This window comes from Paraburkholderia sp. NPDC080076 (assembly GCF_050281145.1).
In the GTDB taxonomy this organism is placed as follows: Bacteria; Pseudomonadota; Gammaproteobacteria; order Burkholderiales; family Burkholderiaceae; genus Paraburkholderia.
The window spans coordinates 1,040,321-1,060,439 of the sequence record NZ_JBNNWQ010000003.1 but is presented as its reverse complement, the minus strand read 5'-3'; the positions used below and the strand labels follow the sequence as shown (position 1 = coordinate 1,060,439).

At 61.0% G+C, this 20,119-nt stretch carries 14 protein-coding genes and 1 pseudogene; 8 read left to right on the top strand and 7 right to left on the bottom strand.

Annotation, left to right across the window (positions count from 1 at the left end):
* Positions 1-462: 462 nt before the first annotated feature.
* A pseudogene (locus ACQKRQ_RS17045) lies at positions 463-863 on the top strand (IS30 family transposase); the annotation flags it as partial.
* Positions 864-966: 103 nt separating this feature from the next.
* Here ACQKRQ_RS17045 and ACQKRQ_RS17040 read toward each other — a convergent pair.
* The 4 genes from ACQKRQ_RS17040 to ACQKRQ_RS17025 all read right to left on the bottom strand — a co-directional run bounded on the left by ACQKRQ_RS17040 (position 967) and on the right by ACQKRQ_RS17025 (position 10,033).
* Complete coding sequence (locus ACQKRQ_RS17040; RefSeq protein WP_427478304.1) at positions 967-4,287, bottom strand: efflux RND transporter permease subunit; 3,321 nt, start codon at positions 4,285-4,287, stop codon at positions 967-969.
* Positions 4,288-4,290: 3 nt separating this feature from the next.
* Entirely contained in the window at positions 4,291-7,413 is a 3,123-nt protein-coding gene (locus ACQKRQ_RS17035; RefSeq protein WP_132375024.1) for an MdtB/MuxB family multidrug efflux RND transporter permease subunit, read from the bottom strand.
* Positions 7,414-7,431: 18 nt separating this feature from the next.
* Positions 7,432-8,832 (bottom strand): MdtA/MuxA family multidrug efflux RND transporter periplasmic adaptor subunit, encoded by a 1,401-nt coding sequence (locus ACQKRQ_RS17030; RefSeq protein ID WP_427478301.1) that lies wholly within the window; start codon positions 8,830-8,832, stop codon positions 7,432-7,434.
* Between the two features lie 364 nt (positions 8,833-9,196).
* Entirely contained in the window at positions 9,197-10,033 is an 837-nt protein-coding gene (locus tag ACQKRQ_RS17025) for an IclR family transcriptional regulator (protein ID WP_132375022.1), read from the bottom strand.
* Between the two features lie 722 nt (positions 10,034-10,755).
* Between ACQKRQ_RS17025 and ACQKRQ_RS17020 the strand changes: the two genes are divergently transcribed.
* Positions 10,756-11,502: an SDR family oxidoreductase gene (locus tag ACQKRQ_RS17020; RefSeq protein ID WP_408314990.1), complete on the top strand. Its 747-nt coding sequence runs from the start codon at positions 10,756-10,758 to the stop codon at positions 11,500-11,502.
* A 238-nt stretch (positions 11,503-11,740) separates the two neighbouring features.
* Positions 11,741-12,655, top strand: coding sequence for a transcriptional regulator GcvA (gcvA, locus tag ACQKRQ_RS17015; protein WP_427478299.1), 915 nt, complete (start codon positions 11,741-11,743; stop codon positions 12,653-12,655).
* 29 nt (positions 12,656-12,684) lie between these two features.
* Here the strand turns inward: gcvA and catC are convergent, their stop codons facing one another.
* From catC to ACQKRQ_RS17000, 3 genes are all read right to left on the bottom strand, one after another.
* Positions 12,685-12,963 (bottom strand): muconolactone Delta-isomerase, encoded by a 279-nt coding sequence (catC, locus tag ACQKRQ_RS17010; RefSeq protein WP_408179265.1) that lies wholly within the window; start codon positions 12,961-12,963, stop codon positions 12,685-12,687.
* 93 nt (positions 12,964-13,056) lie between these two features.
* On the bottom strand, positions 13,057-14,184 hold the full coding sequence (locus ACQKRQ_RS17005; protein WP_427478371.1) for a muconate/chloromuconate family cycloisomerase: 1,128 nt from the start codon (positions 14,182-14,184) through the stop codon (positions 13,057-13,059).
* 105 nt (positions 14,185-14,289) lie between these two features.
* Entirely contained in the window at positions 14,290-15,213 is a 924-nt protein-coding gene (locus ACQKRQ_RS17000) for a LysR family transcriptional regulator (protein WP_427478297.1), read from the bottom strand.
* 174 nt (positions 15,214-15,387) lie between these two features.
* Between ACQKRQ_RS17000 and catA the strand changes: the two genes are divergently transcribed.
* The 5 genes from catA (at position 15,388) to benD (ending at position 20,114) form a co-directional block, all read left to right on the top strand.
* Positions 15,388-16,323, top strand: coding sequence for a catechol 1,2-dioxygenase (gene catA, locus ACQKRQ_RS16995; protein WP_408280338.1), 936 nt, complete (start codon positions 15,388-15,390; stop codon positions 16,321-16,323).
* Positions 16,324-16,435: 112 nt separating this feature from the next.
* Complete coding sequence (locus ACQKRQ_RS16990; RefSeq protein ID WP_427478295.1) at positions 16,436-17,794, top strand: Rieske 2Fe-2S domain-containing protein; 1,359 nt, start codon at positions 16,436-16,438, stop codon at positions 17,792-17,794.
* Positions 17,791-18,279: a benzoate 1,2-dioxygenase small subunit gene (gene benB / locus ACQKRQ_RS16985; protein ID WP_427478293.1), complete on the top strand. Its 489-nt coding sequence runs from the start codon at positions 17,791-17,793 to the stop codon at positions 18,277-18,279. Before ACQKRQ_RS16990 ends, benB begins: the two co-directional genes overlap by 4 nt.
* A gap of 39 nt (positions 18,280-18,318) precedes the next feature.
* Positions 18,319-19,341 carry a benzoate 1,2-dioxygenase electron transfer component BenC gene (gene benC / locus ACQKRQ_RS16980; RefSeq protein WP_427478291.1) on the top strand — a complete coding sequence of 341 codons (1,023 nt, stop codon included), beginning with the start codon at positions 18,319-18,321 and terminating at the stop codon, positions 19,339-19,341.
* Positions 19,338-20,114 carry a benzoate diol dehydrogenase BenD gene (benD, locus tag ACQKRQ_RS16975; protein ID WP_427478289.1) on the top strand — a complete coding sequence of 259 codons (777 nt, stop codon included), beginning with the start codon at positions 19,338-19,340 and terminating at the stop codon, positions 20,112-20,114. Before benC ends, benD begins: the two co-directional genes overlap by 4 nt.
* Positions 20,115-20,119 lie beyond the last annotated feature (5 nt).

Here is a 20,119-nt window from a genome sequence, read left to right as displayed (position 1 = left end):
GTACAGCTTGCCGAGCGCCTCCGTACCCCGTAGCCGCACGGGAGACAGGACCGGCACACCGCGATCAATCGGGAACGCCTCGCACGACACGCTCAGGGTACGTGACTGGCTGGGGCTATACATGGCCCCTCCGTCGACTGACTTGCACCAGTAGGTCTTCGCGTTTCTTCATACGCTTTAGCCCGCTCAAATTTGAAATTTTCATTATCAAATTGGATTTTGCTAGGCGTATATAGGACAACTGTCAAAATTGGTCAACGCGATAAAAGTAGATAGGTACTTCGCATAATCAGGTGACTGGTTGACGGACAGCACGAGTATGGAGAACTATTTAATGTATGACGCGGCGCATACTGACCGGCTGGCGCGGCGGATTCAAGAAAGCATTGGATGAGGGTGAGACGCTGCGTGCCATTGCACGCATGCTCGAGCGCCATCCGAGTTCGGTTTATCGTGTTGCGAATAGGACCAGCGGCATTGCCCGGCTACCCGCACGATCTGCTGACGGGCTCGGACAACACCTACATTGCCACGCTGATGGAGCGGCACTCGCGCTATGCGATGCTGGTCAAGGTGGCGCGCAAGGACACGGCAAGCGTGGTGCCCGCGCTGATAAAGCAGGTCAACAGACTGCCGGCAAAACTACTTCGGTCGTGACATGGGCCGCGGCCGAGATGGCGAGCCACAGGAACTTCTCGATTGCCACGGACGTGCAGGTGTATTTCTGTGATCCGCACAGCCCACGGCAGCGAGTCAGCAATGAGAACACGAATGGCCTTCTGCGACGGCCCGCGTCAGACCTTGCAATTTACGAACCCGCCGAAAAACTGGCGGAAACTTTGGGTGTTGCATCGACCGGTTGAATCCATTGGCGCCGCCTCACGCAGGCGGCAACGCTAATAGACCACCATGATCTCAAGGAAAGGCCACCCTCACACCCAAAAAACCAGCCGCGTAAAAAAACCCTCAAGTAGCAGCCGGGCCTGCACGGCGAGCCTTCCTCGACTCCCACCTCACCCGAATCCGATCCATATAAAGATACACAACCGGCGTCGTATAAAGCGTGAGCATCTGACTGACAATCAACCCACCAACAATCGCAATCCCCAGCGGCGCCCGAAGCTCAGCCCCTTCACCCCGCCCAAACGCCAGCGGCAGCGCCCCCAGCAACGCGGCAAAAGTCGTCATCATGATCGGCCGGAATCGCAGCAAACAGGCCTGATGAATCGCATCCCGCGACGACAAACCATGCCGTGACGCTTCAATAGCAAAGTCCACCATCATGATCGCGTTCTTCTTCACGATACCGATCAGCAAAATCACGCCGATCAACGCGATGATGCTGAACTCCGTTTTGAACAGCAGCAACGCCAGCAACGCGCCCACACCCGCCGAAGGCAGCGTCGACAGAATCGTCAGCGGATGGATATAGCTCTCGTACAGCATCCCCAGCACGATATACACGGCAGCCAGAGCGGCCAGAATCAAAATCGGTTGATCTGACATCGACTGCTGGAACGCCTGCGCGGTCCCCTGGAAACTGCCGTGGATAGTCCCCGGCATGCCGATCTGCGCCATCGTGTCGTAAATCGCCTGAGTCGCCGTCGACAGCGAAACGCCCGGCGGCAGATTGAACGAAATCGTCGAGGCCACGAACTGGCTCTGGTGATTCACGGAGAGCGGGGTACTGCCCGGTCCGAAGCTCGCGATCGCCGACAGCGGCACCATGGTTTCCTTCGCCGTCGACACCGCCGCGCCCGACGAAGCGCTCGACTTGCCGCTCGCCGCGATCGAATTGATCGCCTGGTTGCGCGCGGAGTCGGCGGCAATGCTCGCCGCGCTCGATGCGGTCGTGCCCGCCGTGCCGCCTGTCGTTGCGCTCGTGGACGAGGTCGTCGCGGCGGCGGTCGCCGCTGTCACCGTGCCCGCCGGCGCGTTGGTGGTCTGCGCGCCGCTCGCGCTGCCGCCCGACGTGCTGATGTAAATCTGCTTCAGCATGTCCGGACTCTGCCAGTACTTCGGCGCGACTTCCATCACAACGTGATACTGATTCAACGGGTTATAGATCGTCGACACCTGGCGTTGACCGAACGCGTCGTACAAGGTGTTGTCGATCTGCGCCGGCTTGATGCCGAGGCGCGCGGCGGTGGCGCGGTCGATCGTCACCATCGCTTCGAGGCCGCCTTGCTGCTGGTCGGAATTCACGTCCGCGAGTTCGGGGCGCGCCTGCAGCGCCTCGGTGAGTTTGGGTCCCCACAGGTACAGGTCGGGCGTCGAATCGGCCAGCAGCGTGAACTGGTACTGCGCATTCGATTGCCGGCCGCCGACGCGAATGTCTTGCACCGCCTGTAGAAAAGTCCGCGCGCCGGCGACGTCGCCGAGCGGCGTGCGCAGTTGCTGGATGACCTGATCGGCGGATGCCTTGCGCTCGGACTTCGACTTCAATGTCACGAACATGAAGCCGGAATTGGTCTGCCGCCCGCCGGTGAAACCGGCCACGCTCTCCACCGCCGGATTCTTGCCGACGATCTCCATCATCTGCGCGAACTTGCCTTTCATGGACTGGAACGAGGTAGCCTGATCAGCCTGAATGCCGCCGATCAGCCGCCCCGTGTCCTGCTGCGGAAAGAAGCCCTTCGGCACGATGATGTACAGCCACACGTTCAGGCCGATGGTCAGCAGCAGAATCGTCACGATCAGGCGCGGATGCAGCAGCGCCCAGCCGAGCGTGCGCTCATAACCGCGCTGCATCGAAGCGAAGCCGCGTTCCAGCCAGCGGCCGAAACGTCCTTCTTCTTTTTGCTCGTGCGGCTCGCGCAGAAGGCGCGAGCACATCATCGGCGTGAGCGTGAGGGAGACGATCAGCGACACGCCGATCGCGAGCGAAAGCGTGAGCGCGAATTCGCGGAACAGGCGCCCGACAATGCCGCCCATCAGCAGAATCGGCAGGAACACGGCGACCAGAGAAATGCTGATGGACAGCACGGTAAAGCCGACTTCGCGCGCGCCGAGAAAGGCCGCCTTCATGCGCGGCACGCCGTTCTCGATATGTCTCGAGATGTTCTCCAGCACCACGATCGCGTCGTCGACCACGAAGCCGGTCGCGATGGTCAGGGCCATCAGCGAGAGGTTGTCGATCGAGAAACCGAGCAGGTACATCGCGCCGAACGTGCCGATGATGGAGATCGGCACGGCCACGCTCGGAATCAGCGTGGCGCGCCAGTTGCGCAGGAACAGAAACACCACCATCACCACCAGCGCAACCGCGACCACCAGCGTGCGCTCGGTGTCTTTCAGCGACGCGCGGATCGTGGTGGAGCGGTCGGCGGCCGGCGCGATGTCGACGTCCGCGGGCAGCGACGCGTGCAGTTGCGGCAGCATCGCCGTCACACGGTCGATGGTGTCGATGATGTTCGCGCCCGGCTGGCGATACAGAATCACCAGCACCGAACGCTTGCCGTTGAAGAGGCCGAGGTTGCGCAGATCTTCGACCGAATCGACCACCTCGGCCACGTCGGAGAGCTTCACCGCCGCGCCGTTGCGATAGGCAATGACCAGGTCCCTGTATTGCGACGCCTTGCTGGCCTGGTCGTTGGTATAGATCTGCACGCGGTTCGGGCCGAATTCGATCGAGCCTTTCGGGCTGTTCGCGTTGGCCGCGGCGAGCGCCGCGCGCACGTCTTCGAGACCGATGCCGTAGTGCGAGAGCGCATTCGGCTCGAGTTCGACACGCACGGCCGGGTTGGCGGAGCCGCTCACATCCACTTCGCCGACGCCGTCCACCTGCGACAGGGACTGTTGCAGCACGGTGGCCGCGGAGTCGTACAACTGGCCGGCGGTGAGCGTTTTCGACGTGAGCGCCAGAATCAGGATCGGCGCATCGGCCGGATTGACCTTGTGGTACGTCGGATTGCTGCGCAAGCTTGTCGGCAAATCGGCGCGCGCCGCATTGATGGCGGCCTGCACGTCGCGCGCGGCGCCGTCGATGTCGCGGTTCAGGCCGAACTGCATGGTGATGCGCGTCGAGCCGACCGAGCTCGACGAGGTCATTTCGGTGACGTCGGCGATCGAGCCGAGATGCCGTTCAAGTGGACTGGCGACGCTGGTCGCCACGGTATCCGGACTCGCGCCCGGCAGCGTGGCCTGCACCGAAATGGTCGGGAAATCGACTTGCGGCAGCGGCGCCACCGGCAGCTTCGTGAACGCGAAGATACCGGCCAGCGCGATGCCGATCGCCAGCAGCGTGGTGGCGACCGGGCGGGAGATAAATGGGCGCGACAGATTCATCGCTCAGTTCCCTGCATCGGTGACGGGCGGCGTAGGCTTGCCCCGATTGAAGCGCTCACGCGCGCGACGGCCGAGCGAGTCGAACGCGAGGTAGATCACCGGCGTGGTGAACAGCGTCAGCAACTGGCTGACGATCAATCCGCCCGCAATCGCGATACCGAGAGGACGGCGCAATTCCGAACCGGCGCCGGTGCCGAGCATCAGCGGCAGCGCGCCGAGCAGGGCGGCGAGCGTGGTCATCAGAATCGGCCGGAAGCGCAGCAGACACGCCTGGTAAATCGCTTCGCGCGGCGGCTTGCCTTCCTCGCGCTCGGCATAGAGCGCGAAGTCGATCATCATGATCGCGTTCTTCTTCACGATACCGATCAGCAGCACGATACCGATGATGCCGATGATGTCGAGATCATGCCCGGTGATCAGCAGCGCGAGCAACGCGCCGACACCGGCCGACGGCAGCGTCGAGAGAATCGTGATCGGGTGGATGAAGCTCTCGTACAGCACGCCCAGCACGATGTACATCGTGACGATCGCCGCGAGAATCAGGAACAGCTCGTTCGACAGCGACGCCTGGAACGCCAGCGCCGCGCCCTGATAGCGGGTCTGGAACGACGCGGGCAAGCCGACGTCCTTCTCCGCCTGGTCGATCGCCTTGACCGCCGCGCCGAGCGACGAGCCCGGTGCGAGGTTGAACGACACGGTGGTGGCCGGGAACTGGCTCAGGTGCGTGACCAGCAGCGGCGCGGGCTTCTCGATGAAGCGCGCGATCGACGACAGCGGCACCTGGCCGCCCGTGGACGTGGAAGAGGGCAGATAGATCGACTTCAGCGACTCGGTGTAGTGCTGCATCTCCGGCTGCGCTTCCAGGATCACGCGGTACTGGTTCGATTGCGTGAAGATGGTCGAGATGATGCGCTGGCCGAACGCGTCGTACAGCGCGCTATCCACGGTGGCCGGCGTGATGCCGTAACGCGACGCGGTGGCGCGGTCGATTTCGATGTAGACCGACTGGCCGTTGTCCTGCAGATCGGTGGCGACGTCGGCGAGTTCGGGCGACTGCCTCAATCGGTCGATCAGCTTCGGCACCCACGTGGTGAATTCGCTGATGTTCGGATCGGTCAGCATGAACTGATACTGCGTCGGGCTCACGGTCGAGTCGATCGTCAGATCCTGCACCGGCTGCATGTACAGCGACGCGCCGGCAATGTGCGCCACGTCCCGCTGCAACTGGCGGATCACTTCGCTCGCGGTGTTGCTGCGGTCGTCGCGCGGCTTCAGGTTGATCAGCATGCGGCCGCTGTTCAGCGTGATATTGCTGCCGTCCACGCCGATGAACGAGGTCAGGCTCTCCACGTCCGGGTTCTTCAGGATCTGCGCGGCGAGTTCCTGCTGGCGCTCGGCCATCGATGCATACGACACGGACTGCGGCGCCTGCGTGATCGCCTGGATCACGCCGGTGTCCTGCACCGGAAAGAAGCCCTTCGGAATGAACACGTACAGCACGCCGGTCAACACCAGCGTGAGCACCGCAACGACCAGCGTGGAGCGTTGCCGGTTCAGCACCCACGTGAGCGCGACCGCGTAACGCGCGATCACCCAGTCGATCGCGCGGTGCGCCTTGGCTTCGAAACGATGGCTCTCGTGCGGTGGCGTGTGGCGCAGCAGTTTGGCGCACATCATCGGCACGAGCGTGAGCGACACGACCGCCGAAATCACGATCGTCACGGCAAGCGTAATGGCGAATTCGTGGAACAGGCGGCCGACCACGTCGCCCATGAAGAGCAGCGGAATCAGCACGGCGATCAGCGACACCGTCAGCGAAATGATCGTGAAGCCGATCTGTTTCGAGCCTTTCAACGCGGCTTCGAGCGGCGCTTCGCCTTCCTCCACGTAACGCGCGATGTTCTCGATCATCACGATCGCGTCGTCCACCACGAAGCCGGTCGCGATGGTCAGCGCCATCAACGATAAGTTGTCGAGCGAAAAGCCGCACAGGTACATCACGGCGAGCGTGCCGATCAGCGACAGCGGCACCGACAGACTCGGAATGATGGTCGCGTAGACGTTGGCGAGGAACAGGTACATGACCAGCACCACCAGCACGACCGACATGGCCAGTTCGAACTGCACGTCGCGCACGGAAGCGCGGATCGTGGTGGTGCGGTCGGTGACGATCTGCACCTCGAGCGCGGCGGGCAGCGCCTGCTGCAATTGCGGCAGCAGCTTCTTGATGCTGTCCACCACCTGGATCACGTTCGCGCCCGGCTGGCGCTGCACGTTCAGAATGATCGCGGGCGTGCCGTCGACCCACGCGCCGAGCTTGGTGTTCTCCGCACCCTGCACGATGGTGGCGACGTCGGTCAACATCACCGCGCGGCCATTCTTGTACGCGACCACCGCGCTCTTGTAGGCGTCGGCGTCGGTCAACTGGTCGTTCGCGTTGATCGTGTAGTTGCGCGTGGGACCGTCGAAGTTGCCCTTCGGCGTGTTGACGTTCAGGTTCGAGATGGTGGTGCGCAAGTCGTCCAGATTCAGGCCGTACGCGGCGAGCGCGCGCGGGTTCGCCTGAATCCGCACGGCCGGACGCTGGCCGCCCGACAGGCTCACCAGACCCACGCCCGCCACCTGCGAGATTTTCTGCGCGAGACGCGTGTCGGCCAGATCCTGCACCTGCGTGAGCGGCAGCGTCTTCGAGGTGATCGCGAGCGTGATGATCGGCGCGTCGGCCGGATTGACCTTGGCGTAGATCGGCGGCGCGGGCAGGTCCGACGGCAGCAGGTTGCCGGCCGCGTTGATGGCGGCCTGGACTTCCTGCTCGGCGATATCGAGCGGCAGGTCGAGGCTGAACTGCAGCGTGATGATCGACGAGCCGGCCGAGCTTTGCGACGACATCTGATTGAGCGACGGCATCTGCCCGAACTGGCGCTCGAGCGGCGCGGTGACCGACGACGTCATCACGTCCGGGCTCGCGCCCGGATAGAAGGTCTGCACCTGGATGGTCGGATAGTCGACTTCGGGCAGCGCCGAGAGCGGCAAAAAGCGCAGCGCGACGAGACCGACCAGCATGATCGCCGCCATCAGCAGCGCGGTGCCGACGGGACGCAGAATAAAGGCGCGGGATGGATTCATGCGGTAAGTGCCGTGCCTTTATTGCGAGGCTTGCGCCGCGTGTTTGCCATGATGCGCGTGAGCGCCGGAGGCGCCCGACGCGGCGGCCGCACCGCGAGCACCCGAGGCGCCGCGCGGTTTGTCGGCCGGAATCGTGATTTTCGCGCCTTCCTTGAGCCGGTCCGAACCGTCGATCACGACGCGCTCGCCCACGGTCAGGCCGGACTGGATGCTGGTGCGCTCGCCATCCACGGGGCCGACCTTGACCGGCCGCACGGTCACGGTGTTGTCCGCCTTCACGACGTACACGAACGGGCCCATCGAGCCGTTGAGCACGGCCGGTGTCGGCACGATCACGGCGTCCTTGATCGTATCGACCAGCAGGCGCGTGTTCACGAACTGATTCGGGAACAGCAGACTCTTGCTGTTCTGGAAGATCGCGCGCAGCTTGACCGTGCCGGTGGTGGTGTCGATCTGGTTATCCAGTGTTTCGAGCATGCCGCCTTCGAGCGACGTGGTGTTGCTGCGGTCATACGCGGTGACCGAGAGCTTGGCGCCCGACTGGGTCTGCTGGATGATCTGCTGCAGATTGTCTTCGGAGGTGGTGAAGATCACGCTGATCGGCTGCAGTTGCGTAATCACGACGAGCCCGTTGGTCAAGCTCGGTGTCACGTAGTTGCCCGGATCGACCTGGCGCAGACCGACGCGTCCCGACACCGGCGCGGTGATGCGCGCATACACGAGGTCGAGCTTGAAGGTGTCGATATTGGCCTTGTCGGACTTCACCGTGCCTTCGTATTGCCGCACCAGCGAGGCTTGCGTATCCACCTGCTGGCTGGCGATGGAGTCCTGCGAGAGCAGCGTCTGATAGCGCTTCAGGTCGAGGCGGGCGGTTTGCAGCAGGGCCTCGTCGCGCGCGAGCGTGCCTTGCGCGTTGTCGAGCGAGATCTGATAGGGACGCGGGTCGATCTGGGCCAGCACGTCGCCCTTCTTGACCATCTGGCCCTCCTTGAAATACACGTCCTGCAACACGCCGCTCAACTGCGGCAGCACGGTGACGTTGGCGAGCGGCGTGACCGTGCCGAGCGCGGTGATCACCACCGGCATTTCGCCCTGCGTCGCGGCCGCCACGTGAACCGGCTGCGAGATATTGGCCATGGCACCGCCGCGGCCCGCGCGCCCGGCCCGCGCGCCGCTCGCGTCGCTGGCGCCGGCCGCGCCGCTCGCGCCGCCGCCGGGACCGCCCCACGGATGCCAGCGCCACAGCACCACCCCGAGGATGACCAGCGCCGCGATGATCAACGCGATATTGCGGCCGCGGTGCCGCTTCACCATGCCTGGCGGCTGGTTCGGTGTGCCGGCGGGGCCGCCGCTGGAGGACGGTTGGGAAGCCGGAGGAACAGGGCGTGTGGTTTCCGAATACTTTTGTTGTTCGTCCATCGGTTCGGTCAGGTGACTGGCTTGGATGTGAGCCGCTCGCGCGTTCGTGCCGTTTCGACAGTTCGGCGGACCGGCACGCGAATGGCATGACAGGCGGTTTCGACAACGGGTGCCCCGCGCTCGTTCAGCGCGATGCTACCCGAGGCGCGGGACAGAGATGTTAACGCAATGCGGCATCGAAACAGGCGGCCGGAACGTTATCAAAGGGGAAAACGGCAGGCCGGGCGTGCGTCCCGCGACAGGAAGGCATGATCCTACGTCGCGGGCTCTGTAACAGTCCACCCGCGTATTTTTCTTTTGATTACGAAGGTTACAGGATGCCTTGCAATAACCTTGGCCGCCGACCGGCGAAACCGCCGCCGGGTCAGGTATCCAGGCGGCGCCCCGGGGTGCCGCCGATTTCCAGCACGATTTTGGCGACGCACTCGAGCAGCGCCGGCGCCGCGCGCGAGATCAGCCAGTCGCGCGGGCATTGGTCGGCGGAGCCGCCGCAATTGACCGCATAGCGTTCGCCCGACGGTCCTGTGAAACCCAGCGCGATCGCGTTGAGGCCGTCGTACCATTCGCCCGTGGCAATCGCGAAGCCGCGCTCGATGGTTTCCTGTAATGCGCTCTCGAGCCGGCTGCTGACGTGGCCCCAGTCGTCGCCTTCAGCCGCTTGCAAGCCGATCAGCAATTTTTCCCGCTCCGGCGCTTCGAGCGCGGCCAGATAGGCGCGGCCGATGGCGGTGCGGCTCAGATTCATGCGCGAGCCGATCTCGAGACGCGACACCAGCACCGCCGAACGCGGCCGGATCGCGTCGATCACCACCATATCGAGCCGGTCGCGCACGGCCAGATGCACGGACAGCGCCGTGCGTTCGGCGAGTTCGATCAGGAACGGCCGCGCGCGAGCGCGGATGTCGAAGTTGCGCAGAAAGCCGTTGCTCAGCTCCAACACCGACGAGGTCAGCACGAAACGCTCGCTGTCGGGCAGGCGGAACAGGAAACCCGCGCTGACCAGCGTGGCGGTGATCCGCGACACGGTGGGCTTGGGAATGCCGGTGAGCTCGGTCAGTTCGCGGTTGCTGAGCGGCGCGTCGGCGGCGGCGATTGAGCGCAGCACGGTCAGGCCGCGCGCGAGGGCGGTCACTTCGTCGCCGGAGCCGTCTTTGTCTTTGGCCGGGTCTGCGGCGGTTCGGGAGGGCGTGGGTCGGTTCATGTGTTTTTCTGGAACTTTATTTCAATATTTTTCTTCGCAGCCTTGCTGGCACCGTCTCTCAGAGCGCCAGCGGCGGCCCCAAAATGGGGCATCAAAGTCATTTTTCATCAGAACATTCATTGTATCGGAATATTTTGCCGCAACGAATGGAGCCTCTTTAGATTTTGCTTGACTTAGTCAGCATAACCATAAAAAATGGAATCTCATTTCGAAAGACGGTTTCAGGTTCTGCATTTTGAAGTTTTCGAACCTGCCGTGGCCCGCACAATGTCTGTGTCGAGTGTCTTCTCATAGTCCACCGTAACAGTCCATGTCGCGCACCGTACAGGCGCCGCATCGCAGGCCAAACTTTCGAATACCGTCTCTCAGGTTCTAGCACGGCCCTCGGAATGGCTAGAACTTTTTAAGGCGTCACGGCAACGTGACGCCTTTTTTTTTCGGCTAATCAAGCACAACAAAGTTTGCTCCATACGGAAATGCCGGGATTTCCGCCCGCGACTTTCCCTCAGTCCTGGCTCTCCACAGACGCCGCCACGAGCACGGTCAACTGTGCATCAAGCTGTCGCAATCCAGGCCTGGCAACGATTTTCCTGGCCCCACGCTAGTTTTTCTACTCCACTGCGCGAGTTCTTCTCATTTGTCCGACGTCGTTCCAAAAGCCATATTGCATCCATCGAGGACGCACAACGGTTCTCGTCACCTAACCCTCGAAGGAGAACGACATGAAGCTGCAAAACAAGGTTGCTTTTATCACCGGTGGCACCTCGGGCATTGGCCTGGAAACCGCGAAGCTTTTCCAGGCTGAAGGCGCGAAAGTCATTGTCACGGGCACCAATCCGGGACGCCTTGAAGCTGCAGGAAAGGCTTTGGGCGACAATGCGCTCGTGCTCTCGGTCGACCTGCGCAAGCCCGCTGAAATCGAGCGTGCGGTCGAAGAGGTGCGTGCCAGATACGGTCGCATCGATGTCGTCTTCGCGAACGCCGGTGCTGGCACGGCCGCGCCGCTGGAATCCGTCACGCCGGAACAGATTGACGAGCAGTTTTCCCTGAATGTCAGTGGGCTCTTTTTCACGATTCAGAAGGCCGCGCCTCTCATTCCGAAAGGAGGCAGCATCGTGGTGACAACGTCGTTCCTCAATGCTGTCGGCACACCGGGGCTGTCGATTCTGTCAGCGACAAAGGCAGCGATTCGCTCCCTCGTGCGCTCCCTCGGCGCTGAACTCGCGCCGCGCGGCATTCGGGTGAACGCTGTTAGCCCGGGCCCGATTGCGACTGCGTTCCACACCAAACTCGGGTTGACCGACGCGCAATTGACGGAAACGGCGACTGCCATTCAGGCTCGGGTACCGCTGCAACGATTCGGCGAAGCCGTCGAAATCGCCAGGACGGCATTGTTCCTCGCGAGCGACGATTCGTCCTTCACGACGGGCGCAGAAATCGTGGTCGATGGAGGCTTAACGCAATTCTGACGTCATCAAAGCGCCAGACCGTGCGAGCCCTCGAAGCTGAAAACGGTGGTTACGAACTGGCGCTAACGCACACTTCCAGAAACGACGAAGCTTGGACTGTTTGCGTTCAGGAGCGCATGTTGATACGCCCACGTTCGAGCGGTGATATCGCGCGGCTTTAGTCCAAGCCGCCGCAGTGTTGACGATAAATTGCAGCGCTGGGAAGATGGGCCAACCAGACTTGGGCCCATCAAGCAACATGCGTGCACCGAACAACCTGAATGCACTCCGTGCCTTTGAAGCGGTATCGCGTCATCTGAGCTATCCGTCGGCCGCCGAGGAGCTCAACGTTACGCCTGCGGCCGTTGGCCATCTGATACGCGGGCTCGAAGATACCCTCGACGTCGAGCTGTTTCATCGCGCGACGTCGGGGCCAACCCGGCTGACCCTGACCGACGCTGCACGGTCAGTCCTACCTGCATTGCAGGCGGGATTTGACCTGTTGTCCGAAGCCGTTGAGCAATTGAAAGCGAGCAAATCGCGCATCGCTTTCACCGTGACGATACCCGGCGCATTCGCTGACAAGTGGTTGTTGAGACGCGTCGAGCGGTTTCAACAGAGGCATCCGTATTACGACCTTCGCATAGACACCAGCAACCGGCTTCTCGACTTCACCGCTGACAGAATCGATGTCGGCATTCGCTATGGCTCGGGCGTCTGGCCAGGCCTGGTATCGACCTTTCTCATGCGAGACGAGTTCTTCCCGGTATGCAGTCCCGCGCTTCTAATGGGCGAACATCCGCTCAGGACGCCTGCCGACCTGGAGCATCATCTGCTCATTCACGATGTGTCGATGCAAACATCCGGTGTCTTCCCGACATGGCGCTCCTGGCTGCAAAAAGCCGGCTGTCGCAACGAAGTCGATTGCAATCGCGGCATCCAGATTGACGACTCCGCGGCAGCACTCCAAACAGCCATTTCAGGGAACGGTATTGCGCTCGGCAGGACCACGCTGGTCGAACATGACCTCGAAGAGGGGCGGCTTGTGCGTCCATTCCAGGAATCACAAAGCTGCGAACTAGCGTACTACCTCGTCCACAAAAAAGAAGGCGAGAACTCTGCGCCAGTAGTCGCTTTCAAAGAATGGCTGATTTCAGAGGCAGGCGCCCGCTAGGGCTCACACGCGAACGCCTGTCCCAGGCTTCAGCGGATGGACGACGGGTGGCGCGCGAGCGCTTCCACCTTCATCGTCATATACGGAAACAGCGGCAGACCTGACAGGATGGTGTGCAGTTCGTCGTGCGAGTCGACGTCGAAGACGCTGTAGTTCGCATACTCGCCCACAACGCGATGTAGTTGCTGCCACTTGCCTTGGCGCTGAAGCTCTTGTGAGTACGCCTTTTCTCGCGCCTTGATTTCGTCAGCCTGAGCCACCGGCATGTCGTGTGGCAGGTGTACATCCATTCTTACGAGATATAGCATGTGTTTCTCATTCGAAAAAGTAGGGGTCTCTCAGGTTCGCCAGCACAATAGTTGGAGTGGGTCGATATGCCCGGTGCCGGATTGACTGTGCGCTCAGCTATTTTTGTCGCGACGATAGAAAGCGAGCTTGTCCTCATCGATATGCAGGCCCAGGCCCGGCCCTTCCGGCAGGTGAAGGTCGAAGTCCTGATATTGGGGGCGAGCAGTGACGATGTCGTCTTTCAACAGAAGTGGTCCGAACAACTCCGTACCCCAGGCAAGTTGCGGGAGCGCGGCGAATCCGTGTGCCGATGCAATCGACCCGATGCTGCCTTCAAGCATCGTGCCGCCATAGAGGGACACGCCGGCTGCATCCGCAATGGCGGCCGTACGCATCATTCCGTAGATTCCGCCGGACTTCGCGATCTTCAGCGCAAAGACGTCCGCACATGCGCCGCGCACAAGTTCGAGGGCATCTTCCGGGCCTGTCACCGCTTCGTCGGCCATGATGGGTACGATGAAACGCGATGCAAGTCTGGCGAGTGCTCCGCGCTGCTCTCGCGGAGTGGGTTGCTCGATGAGGTCAATGCCAGCAGCTTCAAGCGCTTCGATTCCCAATGCGGCGTCAGCCTCGTTCCAGGCCTGATTCACGTCGACGGTGACTTTGGCGCGGTCGCCGAGCGCGGCTTTGATTTTCGATACGTGCGTTACGTCATCGCGAACGCTACGCCGGCCAATCTTCAGCTTGAAAGTATTGTGGCGACGTTCGGCGAGCAGCGTTTCCGCTTCATCGATGTCGCGTTGGGTGTCGCCACTTGCGAGCGTCCACAGGACCGGAAGCGTCTTGCGCACAGCGCCGCCAAGAAGCGTCGAAACCGGAACGCCCAGGCGCTTGCCCTGAGCGTCCAGCAAAGCCGTCTCGATTGCGCACTTGGCAAACCGGTTCCCGCGAGCAACCTTGCTCAGCTTGAGCATTGCGTCGTTGATGTTGGTTGCGTCCTGCCCAACGATCGCAGGTGCAAGATAAGTGTCGATGGTCAGCTTGATGCCTTCGGGGCTTTCGTCGCCGTACGACAGACCGCCAATCGTAGTCGCTTCGCCAATGCCTTCGATGCCATCGCTCGAGCGCAGACGGACGATCACTAAGGTTTGCTGCTGCATCGTCGCCATGGCTAGCTGATGCGCGCGAATGGTTGGGAGGTCAACCAGAATCGCTTCGACGGAGGTGATTTGGGCGTTCATACCTGGCATGTTGGAGTTAAGGGGTTGATGAAGTATTGCGTGCCCAATAAGCCCCTGTCCAACACCGTCGACGTCTAGCCCCATACCTCATGGGTATAGCGAATATCACCGCCCAAAATCGTTGGGAGGTGCATGGGGTATTTTTTCCTCCTCGTACAGCCGATAGATGAGTTCGAGCATTTCCCGAATGTCGCGCGACTCGTCGAGCGCACGCATGCTCATGATGATTGGCGAAACCAGAGTAGGGTCGTCCAGCTCCTTGTAACTCACATCGTCTCGCTTCAGGCCGTACACACTACTCGGAACGACAGAAATTCCTTCTCCCGCTGCTACGAGGCCCAGCGCGATCTGCAACTCCCGTACTTCATATATCCGGCGAGGCTTGAGGCCGCGATCTTCGAACGCCGACAGCACCTGGTCTGCATAACTGGGGCGTGGCGACTTAGGAAAAATAATCAAGGTCTCGTTGACCAGGTCGCTGAGAGCGAGGACGGGCTTGGCCAGCGAGAGCGGATGGCCCTCCGGGAATGCAACGATCATCTTCTCCTCGCGAAGAATCACCCGACGGATGTTCGCGTCCTCATGCCGGATGCGACCGAACCCGACATCGATCTGACCGTCCTTCAGCGCTCGAATCTGGTCCATCGTCGACATCTCGTGGAGGCTGAGTTCGACTGTCGTGTTCTCATCGCGGAAGCGCCGGATGATTTTGGGCAGCATGCCGTACAACGTCGAGCCCACGAAACCGACAGAGAGGCTGCGCTCGATGTTGCCCACGCGCCGCGTCATGGATTCGAGTTCCGACGTTTGAGCCAGCAACTGGACGGCATGAGCGTAGAAGAACTTGCCCGTCTCGGTGAGCTTCAACGGGCGCGAGTCGCGCTGGAATAGCTGCACCTCAAGAATCTCTTCGAGCTGCTGTATCTGACGGCTCAAAGGCGGCTGAGCCATGTTCAGCCGCTGAGCCGCGCGCGTGAAATTGCGCTCCTCGGCTACGGCGACGAAATAGCGAAGATGCCGCAGTTCCATTTCAATACCTCGTGGATATAGACCGATACTAAATCAGTGTTGGACGAGGCGTTCTGACGTCCATTATTCTGCATTCACACTCTGTTTCAGCACCCATTATACCTCTCAGGCATATTCGAACGGGCGCTAAACCAAGGGTTTACCCCATCAGAAAATAGAGATTCAGGAGCAGACATGAGCGTCAAAGTGTTCGATACGAAGGAAGTGCAAGACCTGCTGAAGGCTGCGGCTAACGTGGGTAGCCAGGACGGCAATGCTCGCGCAAAGCAGATCGTCAATCGCCTTTTGGGCGACCTGTTCAAGGCGATCGACGACCTCGACATGACGCCCGATGAAATCTGGGCTGGCGTCCACTACTTCAACAAGCTCGGCCAGGACGGCGAAGCTGCGCTGCTTGCTGCTGGTCTCGGTCTGGAGAAATACCTCGACATTCGCATGGATGCCGAAGACAAGGCGGCTGAAATCACCGGCGGCACGCCGCGCACCATCGAAGGTCCGCTCTATGTCGCTGGCGTGCCCGTGCGCGATGGCGTTTCGAAGATCGATATCAACCCAGACGAGGATGCCGGCCCGTTGGTCATCCGCGGCACGGTAACCGGTCCAGATGGCAAGCCGGTTGCAGGGGCGCTGGTCGAATGCTGGCACGCCAACTCGAAAGGCTTCTATTCGCACTTCGACCCGACTGGCGCGCAGAGCGAGTTCAATCTTCGGGGCGCGGTCAGCACCGATGTCGATGGCAAGTACGAGTTCCGTACGCTCATGCCGGTCGGCTATGGCTGTCCGCCGCATGGTGCGACTCAACAGTTGTTGAATGTGCTTGCCCGCCATGGCAACCGTCCGGCACACGTGCACTTCTTCGTCACCACCGACAAGTACCGCAAGCTGACGACGCAAATCAACATCGAGGGCGACCCGTTGATTTGGGACGACTTTGCCTATGCCACCCGCGAGGATCTGATTCCTCGTGTGGTCGAAAAGACCGGCGGCACTGCGCTGGGAATGAAGGCCGACGCGTATAAGGAAATCGAGTTCGACATCGAGTTGACTCCGCTGATTCAGGGCAAGGATAACCAGGTCGTCCATCGCCTGCGTGCATCTGCTACCGCCTGACCGCTAAACGCGGCCGCTGCGTCGTACCCCTGCTGCCGCTCAATCCTTCGCAAGAATCTTTCGACACCGATGCGCGTGCCCCATAACCTGGAGCACGCGTAGGAGAGCACTCATGTCCGCAATTATCGACAAAGCCTCGCAACTTGATGAACTGCTGCACACGGCCGTTCAGGACGACAAGCAAAACGGTGTATTCCGTTGCCGCCGCGACATCTTCACGAACGCGGATCTGTTCGAGCTCGAAATGAAGCACATTTTCGAGAGCAACTGGGTCTACCTCGCGCATGAAAGCCAGATTCCCGACAACAACGACTACTACACCACCTGGATTGGCCGCCAGCCTATCGTGATCACTCGCGACAAAAGCGGTGAACTGCATGCGGTCATCAATGCCTGCGCGCACAAGGGCGCGATGCTGTGCCGTAAAAAACACGGCAACAAAGGCACTTTCACGTGTCCTTTCCACGGCTGGAGCTTCGCCAACACCGGCAAGCTGCTGAAAGTAAAAGATGTGAAGACCACCGAATACCCGGTGCAATTCAATACCAACGGCTCGCATGACCTGAAGAAGGTCGCACGCTTTCAGAGCTATCGCGGCTTCCTGTTCGGCAGCCTCAACGCGGACGCGATTGCACTGGAGGACTACCTCGGCGAGACCAAGGTCATCATCGACCAGATCGTCGACCAGGCCCCGGACGGGCTGGAAGTGTTGCGCGGCAATTCATCGTACATCTACGACGGTAACTGGAAGATGCAGATGGAGAACGGCTGCGACGGCTACCACGTCAGCACCGTCCACTGGAACTACGCCGCGACGATGGACCGGCGCAAGGTCGAGGGCACCAAGGCCGTGGATGCGAACAGCTGGAGCAAGTCGGTGGCCGGCGTGTACGGCTTCGACCACGGCCACATCCTGCTGTGGACCAAGACGATGAACCCGGAAGTGCGACCGGTCTATCAATACCGCGACGAAATCAAGGCACGCGTTGGCGAGGTGAAGGCGGACTTCATCGTCAACCAGACCCGCAATCTTTGTCTGTACCCGAACGTGTTCCTGATGGACCAGTTCAGCACGCAGATTCGCGTGGTACGTCCAATCAGCGTGGACAAGACCGAAGTCAGCATTTTCTGTTTCGCTCCGAAGGGCGAGAGCGCCGCCGACCGGGCTACCCGCATCCGCCAGTACGAAGACTTCTTTAACGTCTCGGGTATGGGCACCGCGGATGACCTCGAAGAGTTTCGCGCTTGCCAGGCTGGCTATGCCGGCACCACTGCGTTGTGGAACGACCTTTCGCGCGGAGCGCCGTTGTGGGTCGAAGGTCCCGACGCAAATGCGAAAAGTATGGGCCTGAAGCCGCGCATCTCAGGCGAGCGCAGCGAAGACGAAGGCCTGTTTGTGTGTCAACACGAATACTGGGTGCACCAGATGCGCGACGCACTCAAAAAGGAACAAGGGGAGGCCCTGGCATGAGCTTCGATTACCAGAAAATTTGCGCCGCGCTGTTCCGCGAAGCGCGCCTGCTCGACGACCGAACATGGGACGAGTGGCTTGCCTGCTATACCGAGGACGTCACTTACTGGATGCCGGCGTGGGACGACGACGACCGGCTCACCGACGACCACGAGAGTCAGATCTCGCTGATGTACTACCCGGACCGTGGCGGCCTCGAAGACCGTGTGTTCCGCATCAAGACCGAACGCAGTAGTGCCTCGATGCCTGAGCCGCGAACCAGTCACAACGTCACCAATGTGGAAGTGGTGGCCGAGCGCGAGAACGAAGTGGACGTGCGCTACAACTTCAACACGCTCAGTCACCGTTACAAAACCACCGACCAGTTTTTCGGCACGATGTTCGTCACTCTGCGCAAAGTCAACGATGAACTGTTGATTTGCTATAAGCGCATCGTGTTGAAGGACGACTACATCCGCCAGGTGCTCGACGTCTATCACGTTTGAGCGCAACCATCCGCGGAAATGAGAAGTACAGGAGGCAAGATGTCCAGCTACAACATTGCACTGAATTTTGAAGACGGCGTGACCCGCTTCGTGACATGCAAGGCGGGCGAGAAAGTACTCGACGCCGCCTTTCGCGCAAAAATCAACCTGCCGATGGATTGCTCCGACGGCGTGTGCGGTACCTGCAAGTGCCGAGCCGAGAGCGGCAGCTACGATCTGGGCGACGACTACATCGAAGATGCGCTGACCGAAGATGAGAAGGACGGCGGTCTCGTACTCACCTGCCAGATGGTGCCGGAAAGCGATTGCGTCATTGCGGTGCCGGCATCTTCCACTGCATGCAAGACTGAGCAAAGCAAGTTCGCCGCGACCGTAACCAAGGTCGAAGCGCATAACGATGCGGCCATCGTGCTCGAACTGGATGTGGAGGCGAGCGCGCCGGTATTCCTGCCGGGCCAGTATGTCAACATTGACGTTCCTGGCAGCGGTCAGCACCGTTCATATTCTTTTTCGTCAGCACCGGGCGAATCGAAAATCAGTTTTCTGATCAAGAAGATTTCTGGCGGCGTGATGAGCACGTGGCTCGAATCGGCACAGGCAGGCAGCAAGGTGGAACTGACCGGACCACTCGGCAGCTTCTATCTGCGCGCTGTTGAGCGGCCGTTGCTGTTCCTCGCCGGCGGTACGGGCCTGGCGCCGTTCCTGTCGATGCTTGAAGTGCTGGCTCGTGCGAATTCGCAGCAAAAAGTTCATCTGATTTACGGCGTAACGCGCGACCTCGACCTCGTGCAGGTCGATGCAATCGAAGCCTATGTGGCGAAGTTGCCGAATTTCACCTACAGCACCGTCGTGGCCGACACGGATTCGACCCATCCTCGCAAGGGTTGGGTGACGCAGCACATGCCGGTGGAGGCCGTCAACGATGGTGACGTGGACGTGTACCTGTGCGGGCCGCCGCCGATGGTCGATGCAGTGCGTAAGCATTTCGACGACAACGGTGTGAAGCCAAACAGTTTCCACTACGAGAAGTTCACACCTAACGCAGCGCCGAGGACGGCATGAGCACGCAACGATTCGCTGGCAAGGTCATGGTGGTCACCGGCGCCGCGCAGGGCATCGGTCGCGCGGTAGCGCTTCGAGCAGCCGCCGAAGGCGGCAGGGTGCTGTTCGTAGACCGCGCCGACTTCGTGTCGGAAGTCGCCGCCGAAGCGCACGGTGCGCAGACAGCGGGGTTTGTCGCCGACCTCGAGACGTACGATGGCGCTGCGTCGGCGATGGCCTTCGCCGCGCGCACTTTTGGCGGCATCGACATTCTGGTCAATGGCGTGGGTGGCGCGATTCGCATGCGTCCCTTCGCCGAGTTCGAGCCTGCACAGATCGATGCGGAAATCCGCCGCTCTCTCATGCCGACGCTGTACGCCTGCCATGCAGTCTTGCCGTACCTGCTCAAGCGCGGAGGCGGGACTATCGTGAACGTCTCCTCGAATGCCACTCGCGGCATTCGCCGCGTTCCGTATTCGGCGGCGAAGGGCGGGGTCAACGCGATTACGCAGTCGTTGGCGATGGAATACGCAGAGCACAACATCCGCGTGGTCGCCACCGCGCCGGGTGGGACCGATGCGCCGCCGCGACGCGTGCCGCGTAACTCTGTCGGCGATAGCGAGCAGGAAAAAGTCTGGATGGGTGAAGCGGTGAAGCAGGTCACTGAATCGACTTTCTTCAAACGCTACGGCAGCATCGACGAGCAGGCGGCGCCGATTCTGTTCCTCGCTTCGGACGAGGCAGGTTATATCACTGGCACTGTATTGCCGGTAGCCGGCGGTGACACGGGCTGATTCGT